We start from the raw sequence: 20,543 nt of genomic DNA, 5'->3' as shown, positions 1-20,543 counted from the left end.
CCGTTGGGCTCCTTTCCGACGCCGGGAGCAAGATCCGACCCGATTGCTGCATCGCGACAAATTTCTCGCAAACCCCAAGATCGTGATGCCAAACACCTCATCACGAAGTGGGACGCGCGTTTTCCAGGGCCGTGACCGAGGTTATCGTCGTGGGCGTCGCGGGCGCGGGCTCGCGAAAGGAGAAATATGTCGCGCGTACGGCCCTTCGTGGACCTGCGGACGATGATCGAGCTCGGGCGATGGCTCGGCCCCTGGACAGACGGGCAGGCAGCGCCACGTGACGTGAGCCGCGAGGAGCTTTCGCTCGAAGGTCGCCGCGCCGAGGATCGATCGTTTTCGGCCTTCGTCTACCGATCGCGCCGTCGTGCGCCGGTAGGCTCGCTCTTGCTCGTGCCGGGGCTGCATTACCTCGGCCCGCTCGACCCGCGGATGGATCGTTTCGCGCGGATCCTCGCGGCCGCGGGCCTCACGGTGCTCGCGCCGCGGCTGCCCGATTTCACGTCGCTCGTGCTCGGCGAACGCGTGTTCGACGACCTCTCGCGCGCCTTTTCGGCCCTGCTCGCGCTGCCGGATCGGCCGCCGGGTCGGCCCGGCGTCTTCAGCATTTCGTTCGGGTCGCTTCCATCGCTCTGGCTCGCGGCGCGATCGGACCTGGCCTCCGAGGTGGGCTCCTTGATCGTATTCGGCGGATATGCCGATTTCGGGGATACGCTGCGATTTTGTATCCACGGTCGCCCAGGCTCGGCGCACGACCCGCTGAACCGGCCCGTCGTGTTCCTGAACCTCTTGCCATGGCTCGAGGACAAACCCGACGATCCCGCGCCGCTCGTCGCCGCGCTGCGAAGGTACGTGGAGGCGACGTGGGGGCGGCCCGAAATGAAGGTCGACGGGAAATGGCAAGCCATCGCGCGGGCCGTCGCGGACGAGATCGCGCCGGAGGAGCGGCCGTTGTTCTTCGCCGCGACGGGCGCCACGGGCGACACGAAGGCGCTCGTCGACGCGGCGCTCGGTCGATCGGGCGGCGCATTCGCGTGGCTCGATCCGGGCCCGTTCCTGCGGGACATCCGCTGCCCGGTGCATTTCATCCACGGCGCGGACGACGACGTGATCCCGTACGAACAGGCGTTCGCCCTGGCCAAACGCCTGCCCGCCGGGGTTTGTCGGGGCATTCACGTGACGGGGCTCTACGGGCACACGCACAAGGCGAACGCCGGGACGACGAACGTGCCGGCGCTCGTGCGGGAAGGGGCTACCCTTTTGAGGATGCTGTCCGCGGTGGCGCGGTGCGGGGGTGGGTGAGGGATCGAATCAGCGGGCCCGCCGCGGGGCCGCCTTCCAGCGTCGATGCATTCGCGCCGCCCGCGCGCGCGCGAGGATCCGGTCGCCCGGCAGCCACAGAGATCGCGGTCGCTCCTCGTCAGCCTGGCCGCGCGAGAGCATTTGCGTCGAGATACCCAGATCCGCCGCGATCTCGTCGGCGACGATCGCGCCCGAGAGCGCGCCGCCCTCCATGTACCCTTGCGCGTCGAGGCTCGTGTGTTCCCCGGCGAAATGGAGGTTCTTGACCCGCTCCGACTCCGACCCGGTGATCGTCGTGTATTGCCCGACCTTGTAGGCCGAATAGCTCCCCTTCGTGAACGGGTGCGTCGGCCAGTGGAATCGTACGACCTTGTCGTTGTGGGTCGCTTTCGTTCCGGGGAAAACCTGCTCGAATTGATCCAGGAACTCGGCCGCGCGCTCCTCGGGGGTGCCCATGCCGATCGCCACGCCTCGGTCGCCGCCCGTGAAGTTCGTCAGGATGCCGCTCGCGCCCGGCTGCAGGCGGCTCGTCTCCCACGTCGATTGATACGGCAGATCCGAGAACGTCTCGCCATTCGACCCCGCGTCGCGCCACGGCTTCGAGGAAAAACCCACCATGAGCTTCGCGTTCGTGCCGTACCCGAGCTCGTCGATGGCGCGCTTCTTCACGTCGGGCAACGCGACCTCGATCGAGACCTCGCGGAGCTTCGTGAACGGGAGCGCGAGCACCACGTGATCCGCCGTGACCTCGAACGTGCCGGCCTCACGCGAGAACGTGAGCACGTACCGCCCGTCCGCCGCCTCCTTGAGCGAGACGAGCGTCGCGTCGAGCTCGATCTGCGCGGGGTCGAGATCCTCGGCGAGGCGCGTGGGGAACGTGTCGTTGCCGTCCTTCGTGTGAAAGAGCTCGTCGCTGTCGCCGAAGACCTGGAAGGACGAGGTGTCCGTCGAGATCAGGAACATCATGTTGAGCACGTTCGTCACGTCGGGCTCGAGGCCGTACTCGATGTTGTACGCGACCTCGAGGAGCGTCCGCACCGGCCCGCTCGCGCCGATCTGATCGAGCCACGCCGAGAGCGAGAGCTTGTCGAGCGCCTCGCCGCCGTTCGGTTTGTTGTAATAAACGAAGAGGTCCTCCTGATCCGTGAGCGTCGCGAGGGCCTCGTCGATCTTCGTCGCGATGGGCTCGAATCCCATCAGGATCTCCGCCTCCGTGAGCTTCGCGCCCCCGATGTGGGCGACGAGATGCTCGAGGCTCTGATCGTCGTTCTTGTAATCGAGCAGGTCGATGCCGAGCTCGGCCGCGAGGTCGTGCATCGTCTGGTGGCCGGTGTCGATGAGCTCGCCGCCGAGCTCGCAGTGCTGGCCGTCGGGGAACGTCATCCGATCGGTGTACATGCGGCCGCCGATGCGCTTCGAGGCCTCGTACACGGTCGCGGAGACGCCGAGCTTTTTCAGTCGATACGCGCAGTGCAGGCCCGCGATGCCGCCGCCCACGATCGCGATCGTGGGTTCACCCTCGGTCGGTGGGTTCGCGGGGTCGCCGCCACACGCGCTCGCCGCGATCGGCAAGGTGAGCGCCGCGGCGCTCATCTCGAGGAAGCGACGGCGCGGCAAGGTCGCGCGCTCGCGCTGCATCGCGAGGAGCTCGTCGGCAGGGATGCCGGTCTGGCGCGCGGCCCGGCTGATCTGGAGGAGGCGGGACAAGGAACGGAGCAGCGGTGTTCTCGCCATGGATTCCCCTGGGAAAAACGCGAGCGGCGATAGGCCGCCGCGCGAAGAAAGCCCCCCGCAGGATACCTCGGACTTGCCCTCGAACCCAAGGCGCGCATAGTCACCCGCCTCATGTCCGACACGATCTCCCAGGCCCTCTTCGAACGCGCCCGCGCCGTCATCCCCGGCGGTGTCAACAGCCCCGTCCGCGCCTTCCGCGCCGTCGGCGGGAACCCCGTGTTCATCGCCCGCGCCAAGGGCGCGCGCGTCTACGGCGAAGATGGCTCGGAGTACGTCGACTACGTGGGCTCCTGGGGCCCGGCGCTCCTCGGCCACGCGCACCCCGACGTCATCCGCGCCGTGCAGGAGGCCGCGGAGGGCGGGCTCTCGTTCGGCGCGCCGACGTCCCGCGAAGTGCGCTTCGCCGAGGCCGTGCGCGCGTTGTACCCGCAGATTGAAAAACTCCGCTGCGTCTCCTCCGGCACCGAGGCGACGATGAGCGCGATCCGCGTGGCCCGCGGCTTCACGCGCCGCGACTTCATCGTGAAGTTCGAGGGCTGTTACCACGGACACGCCGATCACTTGCTGGTCAAAGCAGGCAGCGGCCTCGCGACGTTCGGCGTCCCCGACTCGGCCGGCGTGCCCGAGGGCACCGCGCAGACGACGTTGACGCTCGCGTACAACGACATCCCCGCGCTCGAAGCGCTGTTCGCGGCCCGCGGCAGCGAGATCGCGGCCGTCATCGTGGAGCCCGTCGTCGGCAACATGGGCTGCGTGCCGCCCGAGCCCGGCTTCCTCGAGGCGATCATCTCCCTCTGCCGCAAGCACGGCGCGCTCTCGATCTTCGACGAGGTGATGACGGGCTGCCGCCTCGCGCGCGGCGGCGCGCAGGAGCGTTACGGCCTGCGCGCGGATCTCACGACGCTCGGCAAGATCATCGGCGGCGGCATGCCGCTCGCAGCCTACGGCGGACGGGAGGACGTGATGAACGTGGTCGCGCCGCTCGGGCCCGTGTACCAGGCGGGCACGCTGAGCGGAAACCCCGTCGCGGTCGCGGCCGGGCTCGCGACGATCGAGCGGCTCGTGCCCGAGGTGTACGAGAAGCTCGAACGGCTCGGCGCCGCGCTCGAAGCGGGCTTGAAGGACGCTACCGCGAAGGCGGGCGTGCCGGCCACGGTGCAGCGCGTGGGCTCGATGATCACGCTGTTCTTCAATGACAAACCCGTGCGGTCGTGGGCCGACGCGTCGCGGAGCGACACGAAGCGCTTCGCGACCTGGCACGCGGGGATGCTCTCGCGGGGCATTTACTGGCCGCCGTCGCAATACGAGGCGGCGTTCCTCTCGGCGGCGCACACCGACGAGGACATCACGCGCACGGCCTTAGCCGCGCGCGCGTCACTCGGCTGATCTCGTCGAAACGATCACCGCCGCGCCTTCTTGCGCGCCACGCGGGCCACGAGGCCGGCGAGGACGAGCGCGAGCGCGGCGGGTGATCCGGACGCCGCAGGCGAAGCGCTGCAAGCCCCGGACGTCGGGCTCTCCTGGAACGGCGCGGGGCCAGGGCCGACGTCGTCCGGGATCGAGCCGCCCATCCCGCCGCCGCCTTCGCCGCCCGCGCCGCCCGCGCCCGACGAGCTCGACGACGACGACGACGACACGGTCGAGCTCGACGTGCTGCCGCTCGCGTTCGGGTCGACGATGTTCACGGCGGCGCACGAGTAGTAGTAGGGCTTCGAAGCGCCCTCCATGTACTGGCGAAGCTGGATCACGCAGTTCTCGCAAGGCGTATCGGGCACGGTGATGGTCGTGCTCACGAGCCCGCCCGACTGCGAGTTCGCGTCGTTCGCCTCGTAAAACACGGCGGCGTCGAGATCCGCGCGCTTGACCGTGTCGATCGACTTCGTCGAGATCGCCACGCGGAACTTGCCGTTGTGATTGACCGTCTCCTTCCACGTGACCTGGACGGGCTGCCCCACCATGAGGTCGGTGACCTTGTAGCCGGAGGCCGGGCACGCCGCGGCGGAGCCGTCTTCGGCGGGATCCTCGGGACTCGCGCCGAAATAACAGCCGCAAGGGCCGCTCTTCGCGTTGTCGTCGTTCGTGAGGGGTGGCGGATTCATCAGCACGGCGTGCGCGAACGCGCTCGAACCCGCGAGGAGAACCGCGGCGAAGGCAAATAGGGCAGGAGATCGGAAATGCATGGCCACCTCGGACACGCCGAGGGTACCCGAGTCACGCTTGCGGCGGGAAGGAAGCCGTTGCGACGGGAAAAACCCAGCCGGACGAGAATGCAGGCGGGCTCAGAAAGAGCCGGGCGGCATGCTCGGCGGGACGGCCTTGACCTTGTAACGCATGCGGAAGGCCGCGATCGTGGCGCCGAGCTCGGCGCGCGAGACGAGACGGCCGCGGCCGCGGATGCATTCGAGGAGCTCTTGATACAGCTCGTAGAGGAGCATCTCGTCGACGAGCGTGTTCGTCGTCGCGGGGAAGAGCTGGTTGCGCACGGCGATCTTCGAGCTCGCCACGGCCTCGTCCGTCACGCGGACGAACCCGACGGCGTGGAAGTTGCCGGCCGCGTCGACGCCGATCACGGACGAAGCGACGGGGCTCTTGCATTTGCCCGACTCGTAGATGCGGCGGATGTTCCTGCGCACGTCGCCGAGCGCGCCCGCGGTGGGATCGAACTCCCCCGACGAAGTGACGGCGCTGGCGGAGAGGCTCGCCGTCGAGCCGGGGCCCGCGGTGCCGAAGAGATCGATCTCGCCGCTGCGGAACGTGCGTGACTTCTCCCCGCCGTTCGGCATGCCCTTCGAGGCGAACCAGCTCTCCAGCATGAGCGTCATGAGCTCTACGCTGTGGTGCTTCTTCGAGAGGTGGAAGGCGTGCACCCGCACGAGCGGCAGGAGCAGCTTGCGGCAGATCTCGTTCTCCTGCTGCTGCTTGACGCTCGCCACGTCGGTCGGGTGCGAGGTGCCGTCGAACTGGACGACGAAGAGCGGCGTGCGCTCCGTATCGACCGCGACGTAGTCGAACGTGGCACGTGCGACGAATTGCAGGAGATCGTCCGAGAGTCCGTTGCCTTCCGTTCGGAAGACGTCTTGCGCCTTGACGCGCATCAGCACGCCGGCGCCGAGCCGCTTGCAGACGGTCGAAAGCCCGAAGCTGACTGCCTCTTCGGTGTGGTGAACGAGCTTCTTCAGATTTCCGTTCATCGCGCGACCGCTTGCCTACGGTAGGCTGATAGCGCGGGTGACCGCAACCGGAGACGACAGCGATCCAAGGTGATTCTCTTTACAGGAGCTCACGAAGGCCCAGGTTGCCCGCGGGTTCGCCCGAAAAAGCACGCGGGCGCCACGCCACACGTGTGCAGCCTTCGCGTTGCACTCGTGCTCTTCGCGCTCTTCGTTCTTGCTCCATGCATCTCGCTCGGATGCCGTTCGGAGACGCCGCACACGAACTCGTGCCCCGCGCCCTTTCGCGCCGACGCGGCGCGCGCCGAGGCGATCCTGGCGAAGCTCGGTGAAGCGCCCGCGGGGGCGCGCGCACGAGACCACGCGCTCGCGAAGGGCGGGGTGTCGTTCTGCTTCGGTCGCATCGGCGTGTCGTCGGTGACGACGTCGGGCGCGGTGCTGATCGACGAGGCGCTCGGTACGGAGGAAGCCGCGGCGCGGGTCGGGCACCTGCTCACGCACGTAGCCGAAGGGCTCCGCGTGGAGCCGAGCAGCGACGAGGACGACTGCGAGGTGATCACGGCGCGCGCGCTCGCGAAAGAAGCGTCGGCGCTGTCGCTGGAGCTCGGGCTGCGCCGCGCGTTCGGGGTCGGCGCATCGGCGCGCATACGGTACGAGTTCGAAGAAAATTTCTGGGCGGCGCCGGAGGAAGCACGCGAGGGGCTCGTGCTCGACTATCTGCGCGCGCACCCCGACGGCGCGCCGGGCATCGACGCGCTCGCCTCGGGTTACGCGCGGCGCTGCCGGGAAGCGCGGGACGCGGCATCCACGCGCTGACGGCGGCGCGCAAAGGCCGCGGCCCCGAGCCCGAGCGCGAGCGCGCCGAGCGAGGCTTCGAACGATCCGGACGGCGCGAGTCGACACCCGCATCCGCTGCCATCGGCGGACGACAAGGAGCCCGAGGAGGACGCGGCGGGAACGCAAACCTTCTGCGTCTTGCAGGTCGCGCCCTGCGTGCACTCGTTGCCGTTCGGGCAGAGGGCTTCGATCTTCGTACGCTCGAAGTCCATCGGGCTGGCGTCGGGCGGCAGGAGGCCGGCGCAGCCGATCGTGGAGACACAAAGCGGCTGAGCCTTGCACGTCTCGCCGTTGCCGCATTCGGCGTCGGAGGTGCACTCGATGGGGCTGCAGTAGGGCCCGCCGTGGCAGGTCGCGCCCTCGGTGCCCTCGGGGCAGTCGTCCGGCGGCGGCCCGACCACGTCCGCGCGCGCGGACGTGACGAACGCGAGAGCCGAGAGCCCGAAGACCGCGATCCAGAAAGGCGAACGCTTCATCGGCGAACCTCCACGCCTCTTGCCCTACGCGATCCCACGCGTGCCGTCGACAGCGAACGAGCCGCGTCGCAGCCCCGCGCGCCGCGCGCTACCTTCGGGGCAAGCGTCATGGACTCTCTGCGCGCCCGCATCGCGCGACGTCTCGAGCGTGGAATCGCGCCTTCCGTGCCAGGTCGCGCGCTCGCGGGCGCCTGGGCTGCGATCGCCGCCGCGCGCGTCGCGCGCCCCGTGACGCTCCCCGAAGGCGCGCGGATCGTCGGCGTGGGCGGCGCGGTCCTCGGCGGCGCGGGCAAGACGCCGGTGGCGATCGAGCTCGCGCGCGCGCTCGCGCTCGAAGGTCACGACGTCGCGTTCATCGGACACGGCTACCGTGCGCGCGCCGCTTCCGCACGTCGCATCCTCCCGGCGGATCCCGTCGATCTCGTCGGCGACGACGCCCTCTGCGCAGCGCGCGCGCTCGCCGCGACGGACACGCCCGTCTTCGTGGCGAAGCGACGCGAAGGCGCCCTCGCCCTCGCAGTGCGGTCCGGAAAAACCCTCCTCGTCGTCGACGGCCTCCTCCAGGCATCGCCGCGCCGCCTCGACGACGCCGTCCTCGTGCTCGACGGCGCATCTCCTTTCGGCGCCGGCGTCTGCCCTCCGCTCGGCGATCTCCGCGCCCCCGCGTCCGCGCTCGTCGAAGCGGCCGATCACGTCGTCGCGCTCGGCGGCGCGCGCTCGCCGGCTCTGCCTGCGTCCATGGTGCCGCTCGCCTCCACGATCGACGGCGCCCTCGACGCGTCCGGTCGCCGCCACGACCTCGCTTCCCTCGCGTCGCGGCGCGTCGGCCTCCTCGTGGCCATCGCGCGCCCCGATCGCCTGCTCACCGCGCTCGATCGTGAGCGCATCCACCCTCGCGCGGCCCTCTGCTTGGCCGACCACGCCTGCTTCGACCCCGGGACCCTCGATCGTGCCCGGGACCTTCACCTCGACGCCTGGCTCACCACGGCTCGGTGCGCTACCAAGCTCCCGCCCCGGCTCGGCGGTGCCCCGGTCCTCGCCCTCGATCATCGGATCGACGTGGGCCCGCTCCTCGCTCGGCTCTCGTTTCGAGGCTCGCGCGAGGGCGTACCTGCCTGTGCTAGGCTCCCGGCCCCATGAAATGGATGCGTTCGCTCAGGTTGGTCGTGACGGCGATGGCGCTCGTGAGCGCTCCTCTTTCGCTTTCGATTTCGACGGTCGGCTGCTCGGGCGGCTCGGGCGGCGCGAAGGCCCCGGATCTGAACCCCGGTGACATGCCGTCCGGCGCGAGCTGGACCGGCGTCTACTTCAGCGAGCTCTACGGCTACTTGCACCTCGTCCAGGACGGCAACGCGGTCGAGGGCAAGTGGATCCGCCCGCACAAGGACCGGTGGGGCAAGCTCAAGGGCGAAGCCACCGGCGACGTCATCAAGTTCGAGTGGACCGAGTACACCCAGGGCCTCGTCGGCCCCAACGCGTCGAAGAGCGGACGCGGCTACTTCAAGTACAAGCGCCCCGCGGGTGACAACGTCGACGACACGTTCGCCGGCGAGATCGGCTTCGACAAGGACGAGGTCGGCGAGCCGTGGGACGCGGTCAAGCAGCGCAACGTGAACCCGGACCTCGCGTCGATCGGCGGCACGGGAGCCTCCGACCTCGGCGGCGGCGACTGGGATTCGGAGAACAAGGAACAGGGTGCGCCCGAGGAGCCGGCGAACCCCTGAAACAAGGCTCGGGGACGTTCCCTCGCCCGAGCGAGATTGCGACCATGGCACGACCTCAACCGCAAGGAATCAAGTTCCGCGAGCCCCCCATTTTCGAGCGGGGGACCGTGGGGCGCTCGGGCGCCTCGCTCTCCCCGCTCGACGTGCCGGACATCGATCCGGCGGCGCACTTCGGCGCGCTCGCGCGCAAGGAGGCCGCGGGTCTGCCCGAGGTGAGCGAGCCCGAGGCGTTCCGACACTTCGTGCGCCTCTCGCAGTGGAACTTCTGCATCGACTCGCAGCTGTATCCGCTCGGGTCGTGCACGATGAAGTACAACCCGAAGATCAACGAGTGGGCCGCGCGCATCCCGGGCTTCTTGAAGATGCACCCGGAGACGCCGGACGAGCTCGTGCAGGGCTCGCTCGAGGTCATGTGGCACGTGCAGCAGATGCTCAGCGCGGTGAGCGGCATGGACGCCTGCTCGCTGCAGCCCTCGGCGGGCGCGCAGGGCGAGCTCACCGGCCTCATGATGATGCGCGCCTACCACGAGTCGAAGGGGCGGAGCCCGAAGAAGGTCTTCATCCCGGAGAGCGCGCACGGCACGAACCCGGCCTCCTGCGCTCTGAACGGCCTCGTCGCGGTGAAGATCGAGAAGAACCCGGGTGGCATCGTCACGCCGCAAGAGGTCCTCGCCGCGATCGAGCGTGAGGGCGGCGACGACGTCTTCGGCCTCATGATCACGAACCCGAACACGCTCGGCGTCTACGAGAAGCACCTGCCGGAGATCATCGAGGTCGTGCACGGCAAGGGCGGCCTCGTGTACGGCGACGGCGCGAACACGAACGCGATCATGGGGCACGCGCGCCCCGGCGACATCGGCGTCGACGTCATCCACATCAACCTGCACAAGACCTTCACCACGCCGCACGGCGGCGGCGGCCCTGGCTCGGGTCCGGTCTGCTTCAAGAAGCACCTCGAGCCCTTCCAGCCCGGCCCCGTGCTCGTGCGCAAGGACGACGGCACGTTCGCCTTCGATCGTGATCGCCCGCAGTCGATCGGCCGCCTGCGCGCCTTCTACGGCAACTTCGGCATGTTCATCCGCGCCTACACGTACCTGCGCGAGATGGGCGGCGAGGGCCTCAAGATGGCGAGCGCGCTCGCGGTCCTGAACGCTCGCTACCTCTGGGCGATGCTGAAGGACACGTACGCGGCGCCGGTGCCGGAGGCGTGCATGCACGAGGTCGTGCTGAGCGACGTCGACCTGGAGAAGGCGACGGGCGTCAAGACGCTCGACGTCGCCAAGCGCCTGCTCGACTACGGCTTCCACGCGCCGACGATCTACTTCCCGCTCGTCGTCCCGGGCGCGCTCATGATCGAGCCGACCGAGACCGAGACGAAGGAGACGCTCGACGAGTTCATCGACGCGATGAAGGCCATCGCCCGCGAGGCGCAGGAAGACCCGGCCCTCGTCAAAGGTGCGCCTCACAACACCGTCGTCGGGAGGCTCGACGAAGCACGCGCGGCGCGGCAGCCGCGGCTGCGGTGGCGGCCCGAGGCGCGCTGAACATGAGCTCCGGTTCGCCCCAAATTCGCGAACCGGAGTTGTCCGTGCGTACAATGTCGCCCGTCGGTCGCTCGCTCTCTCTCGGGAGCGCGCGGCGTGTCAGAGCGTGAAGGCCTGAACGAGCAACGGCGTGTCCCGGACCATCACCGACAACGTCGGAGAAATCGAGACGATCTGCAAGACCGACCCTGCCCGCGTGGGGGACCTGGTCAAGCTCGTTTTTCGCTCGGACGATGACGCGGATCCGCCGTTCAACGTTCGGATCAAATCACCCTCGGGCAAGGTGATCATCGAGCGGGTTTTGCGCGATCTGCCCACGGGCAAGCCCCAGAGCGCGCCGCCGATCGAGTTCACGGCCTCGGCCCCGGGGGCGTACAAGATCGAGATCTGGCAGCTCTACGGCAAGATCCGCGGAAACGCGGTGCTCAACGTGATCTCGGCGATGTAGCGAGCGCCCCGCGCCGCTTTCGGGAATAAACGCGCCGCCGCGCCTGTCCAGGCGCCGCGAGCCTTGCTATGTGCACGCCGCACGTCGATCCCACGCGAAGCGCGGGATCGAGCCACGACGGCCTTGCGGCAACGCCGCCCAGACACGCTCCCCGGTTCATGCCATGCACGACGTCCGCGCCCTGAATGAGCTCGTCGCGAAAGAGAGTGCCTTCGTCGACAACCTGATCGCCGAGGTCGGCAAGGTGATCGTCGGGCAAACCTACATGCTCGAGCGGATCCTGATCGGCCTGCTCACGGGCGGTCACGTCCTGCTCGAAGGCGTGCCGGGGCTCGCCAAGACGCTCACGGTCCGCACGCTCTGCGACGCGATCCACGCGAAGTTCTCGCGCATCCAGTTCACGCCCGATCTCCTGCCGGCCGACGTGATCGGCACGGTCATCTACAACCACCAGAAGGGCGAGTTCTCCTCGAAGCTCGGCCCGATCTTCGCGAACCTCGTGCTCGCCGACGAGATCAACCGCGCGCCGGCGAAGGTGCAGAGCGCGCTGCTCGAGGCGATGCAGGAGAAGCAGGTCACGATCGGCGACTCGACCTACAAGCTGCCCGATCCCTTCGTGGTCATGGCGACGCAGAACCCGATCGAGCAGGAGGGCACGTACCGTTTGCCCGAGGCGCAGGTCGATCGCTTCATGCTGATGGTGAAGGTCGGGTATCCGACGCGCGCGGAGGAGCGGCAGATCATCGACCGCACGACGGGGCTCGTCGAGGCGAGCGCGAACAAGATCATCGAGCCGGAGACGCTGGTCAGCGCGCGGAAGGTCGTGCGCGACGTGTACATGGATGACCGCGTGAAGGACTACATCGTCGACGTGGTCTTCGCGACGCGCGAGCCGAACCAGAAGGGCATGAAGGAGCTCGCGAGCATGATCGAGTACGGCGCGAGCCCGCGCGCCTCGATCGCGCTGGCGCTGGCGGCGCGCGCGCACGCGTTCCTGCGGCACCGCGGGTACGTGACGCCCGAGGACGTGAAGGCCGTGGGGCCAGACGTCTTGCGGCATCGCATGGTGCTCACGTACGAGGCCGAGGCCGAAGAGGTGACGACCGAGCAGGTCGTGCGGCGCGTGTTCGAGGTGGTCGAGGTGCCGTGAAGGCCGCCGGCCGCACGAAGAAGGGGGCGACGAAGAGCCCGAGCTTCGGGGAGCGCCTGCGCGCGTTCTTCGGGCTCGGCGACGAGCCCCCGCCGGACGAAGCGCCGAGCAAGAAGGAAGGCGCGAAGGCCGGCGCCGCGGAGCTGCTCAAGCGGCTGCGCGTGATCGAGATCAAGACGAGCCACCTCGCGAACGAGCAGCTCTCGGGGGCGTACTCGTCGGTGTTCCGCGGTCAGGGCCTCTCGTTCCGCGAGGTGCGCGCGTACCACCCCGGCGACGACGTGCGCTGGATCGACTGGAACGTGTCGGCGCGCATGAACGAGGCCTTCGTGAAGGTCTTCACCGAAGAGCGCGAGATGACCGTGATGCTCGTGGTCGACGCGTCGGAGAGCGAGCTCTTCGGGACGCGGCGGGCCTCGAAGGCCGCGGTCGCCGCGGAGATCTGCGCTCTCTGCGCGTTCAGCGCGATCCGCAACAACGACCGCGTCGGCCTCGTCCTGGCCACCGATCGTGTGGAGAAGATCGTCCCGCCGAAGAAGGGCGACAAGCACGTGATGCGCGTCATCCGCGAGATCCTCGGGCACGAGCCGGAGAGCGCGGGGACGAGCCTCCGGGTCGCGCTGGAGACGCTGTCGAAGGTGCAGAAACGAAGGAGCGTCGCGTTCGTCGTGAGCGACTTCTTCGATCACGGCTACGAGCGGGCCCTCGCGCTCGCGGCGAGCAAGCACGACGTGATCCCGGTGGTGATCGAGGATCCGCGCGACGCGGAGCTGCCGGACGTCGGTTTGGCGACGTTCGAGGATCTGGAGACGGGCGAGCAGGTGCTCGTCGACACGTCGGACCGGAAGGTGCGGGAGCGATACGCGGCCGAGATGCGGAAGCTGCGGCGCGAGCGGGACAAGCTGTTCAAGAAGCTCGCGGTCGACACGGTCACGATCCGCACGGATCAGAGCTACGTGGAGCCGCTGCGCCAGCTCTTCGCGAAGCGCGCGAGGAGGGCGCGGCGATGACGAGGACATGCCTCCCGCTCGTGTTCGCCGTGGCCCTGGTCGCCGTCGCCGCGGCGCGCACGGCGTCGGCCGAGGAGACGGACGCGGACGCGGGCGCGCGGGTGTGGGCGTCGTGCGTGGAGCGCGTGCCCGATGGCGCGAGCCGGCCGAAGATCACGGAGACGTTCCCCGAGCGCGGGACGAGCGGCTGGGCCGCGCCGCTCGAAATCACGGTCGTGCACGGCAAGGGCGAGACCGTGATGCCCGGCGGTTTCCGGGTCGAGCGAGGCAGCGATCAGTACAAGGCGCTCGAAGAGGCAGGGTTCGTCCTGCCCGACCCGGATGGAGGCGCCGGCCCTGTCGCGATCACGGAGGCGGGCGAGACGTCCTCCACGACGAAGGTGACGATCCCGTTCGTGGCCCTGCCCAAGAACCCAGGCCGAAGCGCGATGATGCTGCCGCCCGTGCCGATCACGCTGGCGCGCGCGAGCGGGGATCTCGTCACGGTCTGCACGGCGCCGCATCCGATCCTGATCGAGGATCCGATCGCGAACGAGCTCGATCCGAAGGTCCGACCGAACCCCGAGGGAAGGCCGCAACGCGAGGAGTGGGTGCTCGCCAAGCAGCTCGCGGTGGGCGCGCTCGTGGGGGCGATCCTCACGGCGATCGGCGCGTGGCTCTTCGTGCGCTGGTCGCGCCGCCCGAAGCCCGTCCCGTACGTCGCGCCCAAGCTACCGTGGCTCGCGGCGCTCGAAGAGCTCGAAGCGATCCGCGCATCGAACCTCATCGCCGAGGGCAAGAACGACCAGTACTTCGACCGCGTGAGCGACTGCGTGCGCAAGTACCTCGGCGCGCGCTACGGCTTCGACGGTCTCGAGAGCACGACCGACGAGATGCAACGAACGCTCGCGCGCGTGCGGCCGCCGGTGCGCGGGCTCGACACGATCACGCGTTTCCTCGAAGAGGCCGATCTCGTGAAGTTCGCGCGCGTCTTGCCGAGCGAAAACGACTGCCTCGCCGCGCTCGAACGCGGCATCACGATCGTGCGCAACACGACGCCGCCCCAGGCGGGATCCAGCGAGACCGCCGCGCGCAAGGAAGCGGCGGGAGGGCCGACATGAAGCGGTTTGCCCTCGTCCTTCTGCAGACCTTCGTGGTGCTTGCCCTCGCGCTCGCGTGGCCTTTCATCGCGCGGCGCGACGCCTGGGAGAGCGCGAGCTTCGAGCTGCCGTGGCTGCTCCTCGGCCTCGCGATCGTGCCCGTCCTGCTCTGGTGGGGCACGGCGGGTCAGGACCGGCGAACGCCGCGGCTGCGCGTCGGAACGATCTTCCCCTTCACCACCGGCCCGCGTGGCGTGCGCGCGAAGCTCCGGGATCTGCCGGGCGTCCTCCGCGCCGTCTCGGTCGCGCTCCTCATCACCGCCATCGCGCGCCCGATCTCGATCCTGCGCGACGAGCGCAGCGACGACAAAGGCATCGACATCGTCGTCGCGCTCGACCTCTCGGGTTCGATGCGCGCGATCCTCGACGCCAAGCCGGGTGATCTCCCGGGCCGGATCACGCTGCCGCGCGGCAAGCGCCTCACGCGGCTCGATACGGCGAAGATCGTGCTCCAGGACTTCATCTCGCGCCGGAAGACCGACCGCATCGGCGTCGTCGTCTTCGGCAAGAGCGCGTATGTCCTCTCGCCGCCCACGCTCGACTATCACCTCCTGAGCGAGCTCGTCGGCAAGATGACGCTCGACGTGATCGACGGGTCGAGCACGGCGATCGGCGACGGCCTCGCCACGGCCGTCGCGCGCCTTCGCAAGAGCGATGCGCAGTCGAAGGTGATCGTGCTGCTCACGGACGGCGACAACAAGGAAGGCCTGGTCTCGCCGCAGTACGCGACGCACCTCGCGACGAGCGTGGGCGCCCAGGTCAACACGATCCAGATCGGCAACGACGACGAGGTCGACGTCGAGGACGGCTTCGATCTGCTCGGCCAGCCGCGCTACGTGCGCCGTCGTTACCCGGTGAACCCCGAGCTGCTCAAGTGGATCGCCAAGACCACGAAGGGCGAGGCGTACATCGCGACCGACGCGAAGGCGCTCGCCGAGAGCATGCACGCGGTGCTCGACAAGCTCGAGAAGACGCGGTTCGAGGCGAGCCGCGGATCGTTCGAGGATCTGTTCCCCTTCCTGCTCGTGCCCGGCGTCGTGCTCGTGGGCCTCGACGCGCTCCTCCGCGCGTGGCTGCTCCGGAGGTTCCCGTGATCTTCGGCGCGCCCGTCTTCCTCTTCTGCACGGCCCTCGCGGCCCTCGTCGCGCTCCTGCTCGCGCTCGGCGCGGTCTATCGGCGGCGCGCGGCGCAGGCCTTCGGTGATCTCGAACGCGTCGAAGCGCTGCGGACGAGTGACCCTTCCGTGCGCCGCGCGTGGAAGGCCGTCCTCCTCGTGATGGCCACGGCGCTCGCGTTCTTCGCGGCGGCGCGCCCGCAGTACGGCAAGGGGACGCGCCTCGTGCCGGCGACGAACGTCGACGTGGTCCTCGTGCTCGACTACTCGAAGAGCATGTACGCGCGGGACGTCGAGCCCTCGCGGATCTTCCGGGCGAAGGTCGAGGTCGCGCGGCTCGTGAAGGAGCTCGAAGGCGCGCGCTTCGCCGCCGTCGCCTTCGCCGGCGAGCCGATGGGTTTTCCCCTCACCGCCGACGGCGCCGCGGTCGCGCAGTTCCTCCGCCAGCTCGACCCGAACGACATGCCCATCGGCGGCACCGCGATCGCCCGCGCCCTGACGCTCGCGCGTGATCTCTTGAAGCGGGATCCAAAATCGTCGGAGCACAAACGGATCGTCCTGCTCGTCACGGACGGCGAGGATCTGGAGGGCGATCCGGCCTCCGTCGCGCGCCAGCTCGGGGCCGAGGGGACGACGGTGCACGTCGTGCAGATCGGCGGCCGCACGCCCGAGCGGATCCCCGAGGTCGGCGAGGACGGCCGCGTGGTCGGCTTCCGGACGGACCGGAACGGAAAACCCCTCACGACGGCGCTCACCGTGCACGGTGAGAAGCAGCTCGCGTCGATCGCCACGTCGACGCCCGGCGGCGAGATCATCGTGGCGGAGAAGGGCACGACCGGGATCGATCGAATCGCCGCGGATCTGCGCAAGCAGATGAAGAGCGAGCTCGCCGAGAAGATCGAGACGGTCTACGCCGACGTCTATTACTACCCGCTCGGGCTCGCGATCCTCTTGCTCGTGGCCGAGGCGCTGATCACGGACGCGCCGCTCCGGATCCTCCGCCGCAGGGCCGCGCCGAAGCCGATCGCCCCCTCAGGCGAGCGCAAACGAAAGGAGGCGCGTCGTGTCCCGGCCTGATCGCAAAGAGCGCGTCGCCCGCGCCGCTCGTGGGTCGAGCACGATGCGTGATCGCGCGAAGACCGCGGCGATCGCCCTCTTCGCGCTCGCCTGCGTCGCCGGCGGCGCGACCTGGCTCGCCTCCGGGTGCACCGGATGGGACCCAAGCTCGCCGTTCGAACGCAACGCGCCCGCGGTCGATCAGGCCCTCGCCGATCTCGACGCGGGCCGCTTCGAATCGGCCGAGCAGGCGCTCGAGACGTACCTCGGCACGGGCCCGTGCACGGACGCGGGCCTCGGCCTCCCGGACGCGGTTCGCCAGAAGTACAACGGCTCGTTCGACCTCGGCCTCGTGCTGTTCTCGGTCGCGGAGAAGTACGGCCGGCGCTTCGGCGAGGAGGAGCAAGGCGACGGCGGCCCCGAGGAGGAGCAGCTCGCCGCGATGCGCTCGCTCGAGATCGACTGCGCGCTCATCGTCGTGCGAGCAATCGCCGAGGATCCGAAGGTCCCGATCGATCTCCGTGCCCGCGCGCACTACCTCGCGGGCAACCTCGAGTTCTTGCGGAAGAAGTACGAGGAAGCCGTGCGCCACTACGACGACGCGCTCGCGCTGATCCCGGGTTTGCCCGAGGACGCGGCCGCCGACGGCATCGGGCGCGACGCCGCGTGGAACCGCGCCATCGCGCTCCGGCGCATCGAGGACCAGAAGGACGCGGGCCAGGACGCCGATCAAGACGCGAACCAGGATGCGGGCCAGGACGGCGGCGACGACGCGAGTGATGGCTCCGACGGCGACGATGGATCCGATGGCTCGGATGGGTCCGACGGCGGCGAGGACGCAGGCGAGGACGGCGGCGACGACGGCGGGAAAGATGCCGGCGACGACGGCGGGGGCGACGGCGGCGACGGGGACGCGGGTCAGGATGCGGGCGGCCAGGACGGCGGACCATCGCAGCCTCCGCCGCCGCAACCCGCTTCGCCCGAGCCCCAGCCGGGCCAGGAAGATCGCATCCTCGATCGCTTCGAGGAGGCGCCGACCTACCAGGAGCAGGAGGCCAAGATGAAGGCCGGCACGCGGCGCGGTCGCGCGATGGAGGACAAGTGAGGGCCGGGGCGCTCGCGTGGGTCCTCGGCGCGCAGGCTGCGATCGTTTCTGCAGCAACCATCGCGCACGCCGAGCCGCAGGTCACGACCCGCGTCAGCGCGCGCAAGGTCGAGGTCGGCGAGCCCTTCTCGGTTCAGCTCTCCGCGCTCGTCACGAACGGCGAGCCCATGCCGAGTGATCCGCGCCTCGCGCCGCCCACGGGCGCCACGATCCAGGGCGGCCCGGCCATCGGCACCTCGATGGTCGCGATCAACGGCAACATGCGCGTCGGCATCGACGCGAGCTGGCAGCTCGTCTCGAACGCGCCCGGCCGCGTGAAGATCCCCGCGCCGAGCGTGCTCTGGTCGGGGCAACGTTTTTCCGGACAAGCCATCGAGGTCGAGGTCGTCCCCGCGACGGGCCGCTCACGCAGGCCGCAGAGCCCGTTCCTCTTGCCGGGCGGCCCTGGGCTCTTCGGGCGGATCTTCGGCGGCGGCGATCCCTTCGCCGACGACGATGACGACGACGAGCCGCAGCCCGCGCTCGACGAGAAGCTCGAGCTCAAGACCGCGCCCGATCCGTACGTGTTCTTGCACGCCCGCGCCGACAAGAAAGAGGCCGTCGTCGGCGAGCAGGTCACCGTCTCGTTCTACATCTACCAGCGCGTGAACGTGGAGATGGCGCCTGCGCGCGACGCGTCGATGACCGACTTCATCCGCATGTCGATGATCTCGACGCCGGGCTTCGAGCCGCCGTTCCGCACGCGCGCGGGCGGCAAGACGTACATGGCGCGCCTCATCGATCGCGTCGCGCTCTTCCCGGTCCGCACGGGCGATCTGCACGTCGGACCGATGACCATCAAGTTCTCGGGCCAGCACGTCGGCCGCATGGTCGATCGGTCGAGCGAGGACCTCGTCATCCGCGTGACCGAGCCGCCGCGCGCGGGTCGCCCGCCGGGCTACGCCCTCGGCGACGTCGGTCGTTTCTCGCTCTCGGCCACCGTCGAGCCGCGCCGCCTCACGCAGGGCGGATCGATCGCGGTCACCGCGCAGGTGAAGGGCAGCGGCAACTTCCCGCAGACGCTCGCGGTGCCGGCGCGCACTGGCGTCGAGTGGCTCGATCCCGAGAAGCGTGAGTCGATCGGGCCGCAAGGCGCGATCATCTCGGGGTATCGCTCGTTCGGCTACGTCGTGCGCATCCAGGAGACGGGCCAGGTCGATCTCGGCAAGATCGATCTGCCGTACTGGGATCCCTCGTCGAAGCGGTACGAGGTCGCGAGCGTCGAGCTCGGCAAGGTCGACGTCGCGCCCGCCGCCGCGCCCGATCCCCGAGCGTCCGCGAGCGCCTCTCCGAGCGCCGCGCCCGGCGCCGAGCCCGCGGCTCCGAAAGGCGAGGCCGATCCTTTCGCGACCCTCCCTGCGCCGCGCGGTACGCTCGGCGCCTTCGTCGCGCCCACCGCGCCCCTCTTCGACGGCGCGAATCTCTACCTCGTGATCGCCGCGCCGCCCCTCGCGTACGGCCTGCTCGCGGCCGCGGGCGCGGGCGCGCGACGCCTCCGATCCCGCAGGGCCGCGGGCGCATCCTCGCCGGAGCGCCTCGCGAACGTCGCCCTCGACGAGGCCGATCAAGCGCGCGAGCGCGGCGACACGAAGGCCCTCTCGGCGGCCGTCGAGCGCGCGATCCACCACGCGATCAAGGCCGCGACCGATCTCGAATCGCGCGGCATCCTGCTCGACAATCTCGCGAAGGAGCTCGAAGACGCGAGCGTCGCCGAGGACCTCGCGGCGCGCACGCGCGGCCTGCTCGACGAGGCATCGGCGCTGCGCTTCGATCCGGGAGCGAGCGCCGCGAGCCTGGAAGAGCTTGCGAAGCGCGGGCGAGCCGTCGTGCGTGATCTCCTCGCCTTATCCGGGAGGGCGCGGGGATGAGGCGCGGGCAGGCCGTCGCGATCTCGCTCGTGCTCGTGTTCGCGTTCGCGAACGTCGCGCGGGCGGCGACGCCCGAAGAGCTCCATCGCGAAGGCACCGAGGCCCTCGCGCGCGGCGCCTACGGCACGGCGATCGAGCGCTTCGAGGCTCTCGCCGACATGGGCTTCGTGCACCCCGACGCGAGCTTCGGCCGCGGCCTCGCCTACGTCGCGCGCGTGCGCGCCGGCGCGGATCGATCCGGCGATCTCGGTCGCGCCGCGGCCGCCTTCGAGGAGACGCTTCGCCTTCGCCCTTCCGACATCGAGGCGGATCACGCCCTCGACCTCGTCCGCGCCGAGGTCGTGCGAAGGCGCGCGCGGCGCGGCAAGGACGCGACCACGGTGCGGCCCACGCTCGATCGCGCCGTCATCGGCCTCGCGTCCGAGCGCACCTGGAGCCTGCTCGCGCTCGCGTCTTCGATCCTCCTCTCGATCGGCCTCTTCCTCCGGCGGAGCCGCGCCTCTTCGTTCTCCGTCGCCGGCCGCATCATGGCGCCGACCGCGCTCGTGCTCCTCTGCGTCTTCCTGCCGCTCACGATCGCTGCGCGAAGGCTCCGGCTCACGACACGCGCGGGTGTCGTCGTCGTGCCCGAGGTCCATCTCGTCGACGATCACGGCACGGCGCTCGGCGGCGAGCCGATCCCGGAGGCGCATGCCGTCGAGGTCGGCGAGGCCCGCGGCGGGCTCGTTCACGTGCGCTGGGGCGCGACGGAGGGTTGGATTCCGAGCGGCAGCGTCCGCCTGCTCTCGCCGTGACGTCCGCCCGATGGCTGCGGACGATGTCGCGAGAAC

Annotated in this window: 19 protein-coding genes; 15 read left to right on the top strand and 4 right to left on the bottom strand. The window is 69.7% G+C overall.

What is annotated here, in order from left to right:
* The first annotated feature begins 186 nt into the window (after positions 1 to 186).
* On the top strand, positions 187 to 1,299 hold the full coding sequence (locus QHF83_RS05270) for an alpha/beta hydrolase (RefSeq protein ID WP_282416661.1): 1,113 nt from the start codon (positions 187 to 189) through the stop codon (positions 1,297 to 1,299).
* 9 nt (positions 1,300 to 1,308) lie between these two features.
* Here the strand turns inward: QHF83_RS05270 and QHF83_RS05265 are convergent, their stop codons facing one another.
* Positions 1,309 to 3,033: an NAD(P)/FAD-dependent oxidoreductase gene (locus tag QHF83_RS05265; RefSeq protein ID WP_282416660.1), complete on the bottom strand. Its 1,725-nt coding sequence runs from the start codon at positions 3,031 to 3,033 to the stop codon at positions 1,309 to 1,311.
* Positions 3,034 to 3,144: 111 nt separating this feature from the next.
* On the opposite strand from QHF83_RS05265, the gene hemL reads away from it, so the two are divergent.
* Positions 3,145 to 4,419 (top strand): glutamate-1-semialdehyde 2,1-aminomutase, encoded by a 1,275-nt coding sequence (gene hemL / locus QHF83_RS05260; RefSeq protein WP_282416659.1) that lies wholly within the window; start codon positions 3,145 to 3,147, stop codon positions 4,417 to 4,419.
* A 14-nt stretch (positions 4,420 to 4,433) separates the two neighbouring features.
* Here hemL and QHF83_RS05255 read toward each other — a convergent pair whose 3' ends face one another.
* Positions 4,434 to 5,213 (bottom strand): SCE4755 family polysaccharide monooxygenase-like protein, encoded by a 780-nt coding sequence (locus QHF83_RS05255; protein WP_282416658.1) that lies wholly within the window; start codon positions 5,211 to 5,213, stop codon positions 4,434 to 4,436.
* Positions 5,214 to 5,312: 99 nt separating this feature from the next.
* Complete coding sequence (locus QHF83_RS05250; protein ID WP_282416657.1) at positions 5,313 to 6,224, bottom strand: DUF2726 domain-containing protein; 912 nt, start codon at positions 6,222 to 6,224, stop codon at positions 5,313 to 5,315.
* Positions 6,225 to 6,374: 150 nt separating this feature from the next.
* Between QHF83_RS05250 and QHF83_RS05245 the strand changes: the two genes are divergently transcribed.
* Positions 6,375 to 7,019 carry a hypothetical protein gene (locus QHF83_RS05245; RefSeq protein WP_282416656.1) on the top strand — a complete coding sequence of 215 codons (645 nt, stop codon included), beginning with the start codon at positions 6,375 to 6,377 and terminating at the stop codon, positions 7,017 to 7,019.
* Here QHF83_RS05245 and QHF83_RS05240 read toward each other — a convergent pair.
* Complete coding sequence (locus tag QHF83_RS05240; RefSeq protein WP_282416655.1) at positions 6,971 to 7,516, bottom strand: hypothetical protein; 546 nt, start codon at positions 7,514 to 7,516, stop codon at positions 6,971 to 6,973. The genes QHF83_RS05245 and QHF83_RS05240 overlap by 49 nt on opposite strands.
* A gap of 108 nt (positions 7,517 to 7,624) precedes the next feature.
* Here QHF83_RS05240 and QHF83_RS05235 point away from each other — a divergent pair, with 108 nt between their 5' ends.
* The 12 genes from QHF83_RS05235 (at position 7,625) to QHF83_RS05180 (ending at position 20,507) form a co-directional block, all read left to right on the top strand.
* Positions 7,625 to 8,656 (top strand): tetraacyldisaccharide 4'-kinase, encoded by a 1,032-nt coding sequence (locus QHF83_RS05235; protein ID WP_282416654.1) that lies wholly within the window; start codon positions 7,625 to 7,627, stop codon positions 8,654 to 8,656.
* The gene (locus QHF83_RS05230; protein WP_282416653.1) at positions 8,653 to 9,240 is read left to right on the top strand and encodes a hypothetical protein; all 588 of its coding nucleotides are present in this window, start codon (positions 8,653 to 8,655) and stop codon (positions 9,238 to 9,240) included. Before QHF83_RS05235 ends, QHF83_RS05230 begins: the two co-directional genes overlap by 4 nt.
* A 44-nt stretch (positions 9,241 to 9,284) precedes the next feature.
* Entirely contained in the window at positions 9,285 to 10,784 is a 1,500-nt protein-coding gene (gcvPB, locus tag QHF83_RS05225; protein ID WP_282416652.1) for an aminomethyl-transferring glycine dehydrogenase subunit GcvPB, read from the top strand.
* Between the two features lie 130 nt (positions 10,785 to 10,914).
* Positions 10,915 to 11,232 (top strand): emp24/gp25L/p24 family protein, encoded by a 318-nt coding sequence (locus QHF83_RS05220; RefSeq protein WP_136929413.1) that lies wholly within the window; start codon positions 10,915 to 10,917, stop codon positions 11,230 to 11,232.
* Positions 11,233 to 11,395: 163 nt separating this feature from the next.
* Positions 11,396 to 12,382: an AAA family ATPase gene (locus tag QHF83_RS05215; protein WP_282416651.1), complete on the top strand. Its 987-nt coding sequence runs from the start codon at positions 11,396 to 11,398 to the stop codon at positions 12,380 to 12,382.
* Positions 12,379 to 13,392, top strand: coding sequence for a DUF58 domain-containing protein (locus tag QHF83_RS05210; protein WP_282416650.1), 1,014 nt, complete (start codon positions 12,379 to 12,381; stop codon positions 13,390 to 13,392). The genes QHF83_RS05215 and QHF83_RS05210 overlap by 4 nt, the downstream gene beginning before the upstream one ends.
* Positions 13,389 to 14,492, top strand: coding sequence for a hypothetical protein (locus QHF83_RS05205; protein ID WP_282416649.1), 1,104 nt, complete (start codon positions 13,389 to 13,391; stop codon positions 14,490 to 14,492). The genes QHF83_RS05210 and QHF83_RS05205 overlap by 4 nt, the downstream gene beginning before the upstream one ends.
* On the top strand, positions 14,489 to 15,625 hold the full coding sequence (locus QHF83_RS05200) for a VWA domain-containing protein (protein ID WP_282416648.1): 1,137 nt from the start codon (positions 14,489 to 14,491) through the stop codon (positions 15,623 to 15,625). The genes QHF83_RS05205 and QHF83_RS05200 overlap by 4 nt, the downstream gene beginning before the upstream one ends.
* Positions 15,622 to 16,722 carry a VWA domain-containing protein gene (locus QHF83_RS05195; protein ID WP_282416647.1) on the top strand — a complete coding sequence of 367 codons (1,101 nt, stop codon included), beginning with the start codon at positions 15,622 to 15,624 and terminating at the stop codon, positions 16,720 to 16,722. The genes QHF83_RS05200 and QHF83_RS05195 overlap by 4 nt, the downstream gene beginning before the upstream one ends.
* Positions 16,709 to 17,806: a tetratricopeptide repeat protein gene (locus tag QHF83_RS05190; protein WP_282416646.1), complete on the top strand. Its 1,098-nt coding sequence runs from the start codon at positions 16,709 to 16,711 to the stop codon at positions 17,804 to 17,806. Before QHF83_RS05195 ends, QHF83_RS05190 begins: the two co-directional genes overlap by 14 nt.
* Positions 17,803 to 19,713, top strand: coding sequence for a BatD family protein (locus tag QHF83_RS05185; protein WP_282416645.1), 1,911 nt, complete (start codon positions 17,803 to 17,805; stop codon positions 19,711 to 19,713). Before QHF83_RS05190 ends, QHF83_RS05185 begins: the two co-directional genes overlap by 4 nt.
* Positions 19,710 to 20,507: a hypothetical protein gene (locus QHF83_RS05180; RefSeq protein WP_282416644.1), complete on the top strand. Its 798-nt coding sequence runs from the start codon at positions 19,710 to 19,712 to the stop codon at positions 20,505 to 20,507. Before QHF83_RS05185 ends, QHF83_RS05180 begins: the two co-directional genes overlap by 4 nt.
* The last annotated feature ends 36 nt before the right edge of the window (positions 20,508 to 20,543 follow it).

The organism is Polyangium sp. 15x6 (assembly GCF_029960785.1).
GTDB lineage: Bacteria > Myxococcota_A > Polyangia > Polyangiales > Polyangiaceae > Polyangium.
Note: the sequence above shows the minus strand (reverse complement) of the source record. Positions and strands in the feature narration are given on the sequence as shown.

Bases quoted from the DNA above. Each gene is read 5' to 3' on its own strand.
- QHF83_RS05215 (WP_282416651.1), top strand. From the start codon at position 11,396: ATGCACGACGTCCGCGCCCTGAATGAGCTCGTCGCGAAAGAGAGTGCC.
- gcvPB (WP_282416652.1), top strand. From the start codon at position 9,285: ATGGCACGACCTCAACCGCAAGGAATCAAGTTCCGCGAGCCCCCCATT.
- QHF83_RS05250 (WP_282416657.1), bottom strand. From the start codon at position 6,224: ATGAACGGAAATCTGAAGAAGCTCGTTCACCACACCGAAGAGGCAGTC.
- QHF83_RS05240 (WP_282416655.1), bottom strand. From the start codon at position 7,516: ATGAAGCGTTCGCCTTTCTGGATCGCGGTCTTCGGGCTCTCGGCTCTC.
- QHF83_RS05235 (WP_282416654.1), top strand. From the start codon at position 7,625: ATGGACTCTCTGCGCGCCCGCATCGCGCGACGTCTCGAGCGTGGAATC.
- QHF83_RS05200 (WP_282416648.1), top strand. From the start codon at position 14,489: ATGAAGCGGTTTGCCCTCGTCCTTCTGCAGACCTTCGTGGTGCTTGCC.
- QHF83_RS05270 (WP_282416661.1), top strand. From the start codon at position 187: ATGTCGCGCGTACGGCCCTTCGTGGACCTGCGGACGATGATCGAGCTC.
- QHF83_RS05230 (WP_282416653.1), top strand. From the start codon at position 8,653: ATGAAATGGATGCGTTCGCTCAGGTTGGTCGTGACGGCGATGGCGCTC.
- QHF83_RS05255 (WP_282416658.1), bottom strand. From the start codon at position 5,213: ATGCATTTCCGATCTCCTGCCCTATTTGCCTTCGCCGCGGTTCTCCTC.
- QHF83_RS05205 (WP_282416649.1), top strand. From the start codon at position 13,389: ATGACGAGGACATGCCTCCCGCTCGTGTTCGCCGTGGCCCTGGTCGCC.
- hemL (WP_282416659.1), top strand. From the start codon at position 3,145: ATGTCCGACACGATCTCCCAGGCCCTCTTCGAACGCGCCCGCGCCGTC.
- QHF83_RS05180 (WP_282416644.1), top strand. From the start codon at position 19,710: ATGAGGCGCGGGCAGGCCGTCGCGATCTCGCTCGTGCTCGTGTTCGCG.
- QHF83_RS05265 (WP_282416660.1), bottom strand. From the start codon at position 3,033: ATGGCGAGAACACCGCTGCTCCGTTCCTTGTCCCGCCTCCTCCAGATC.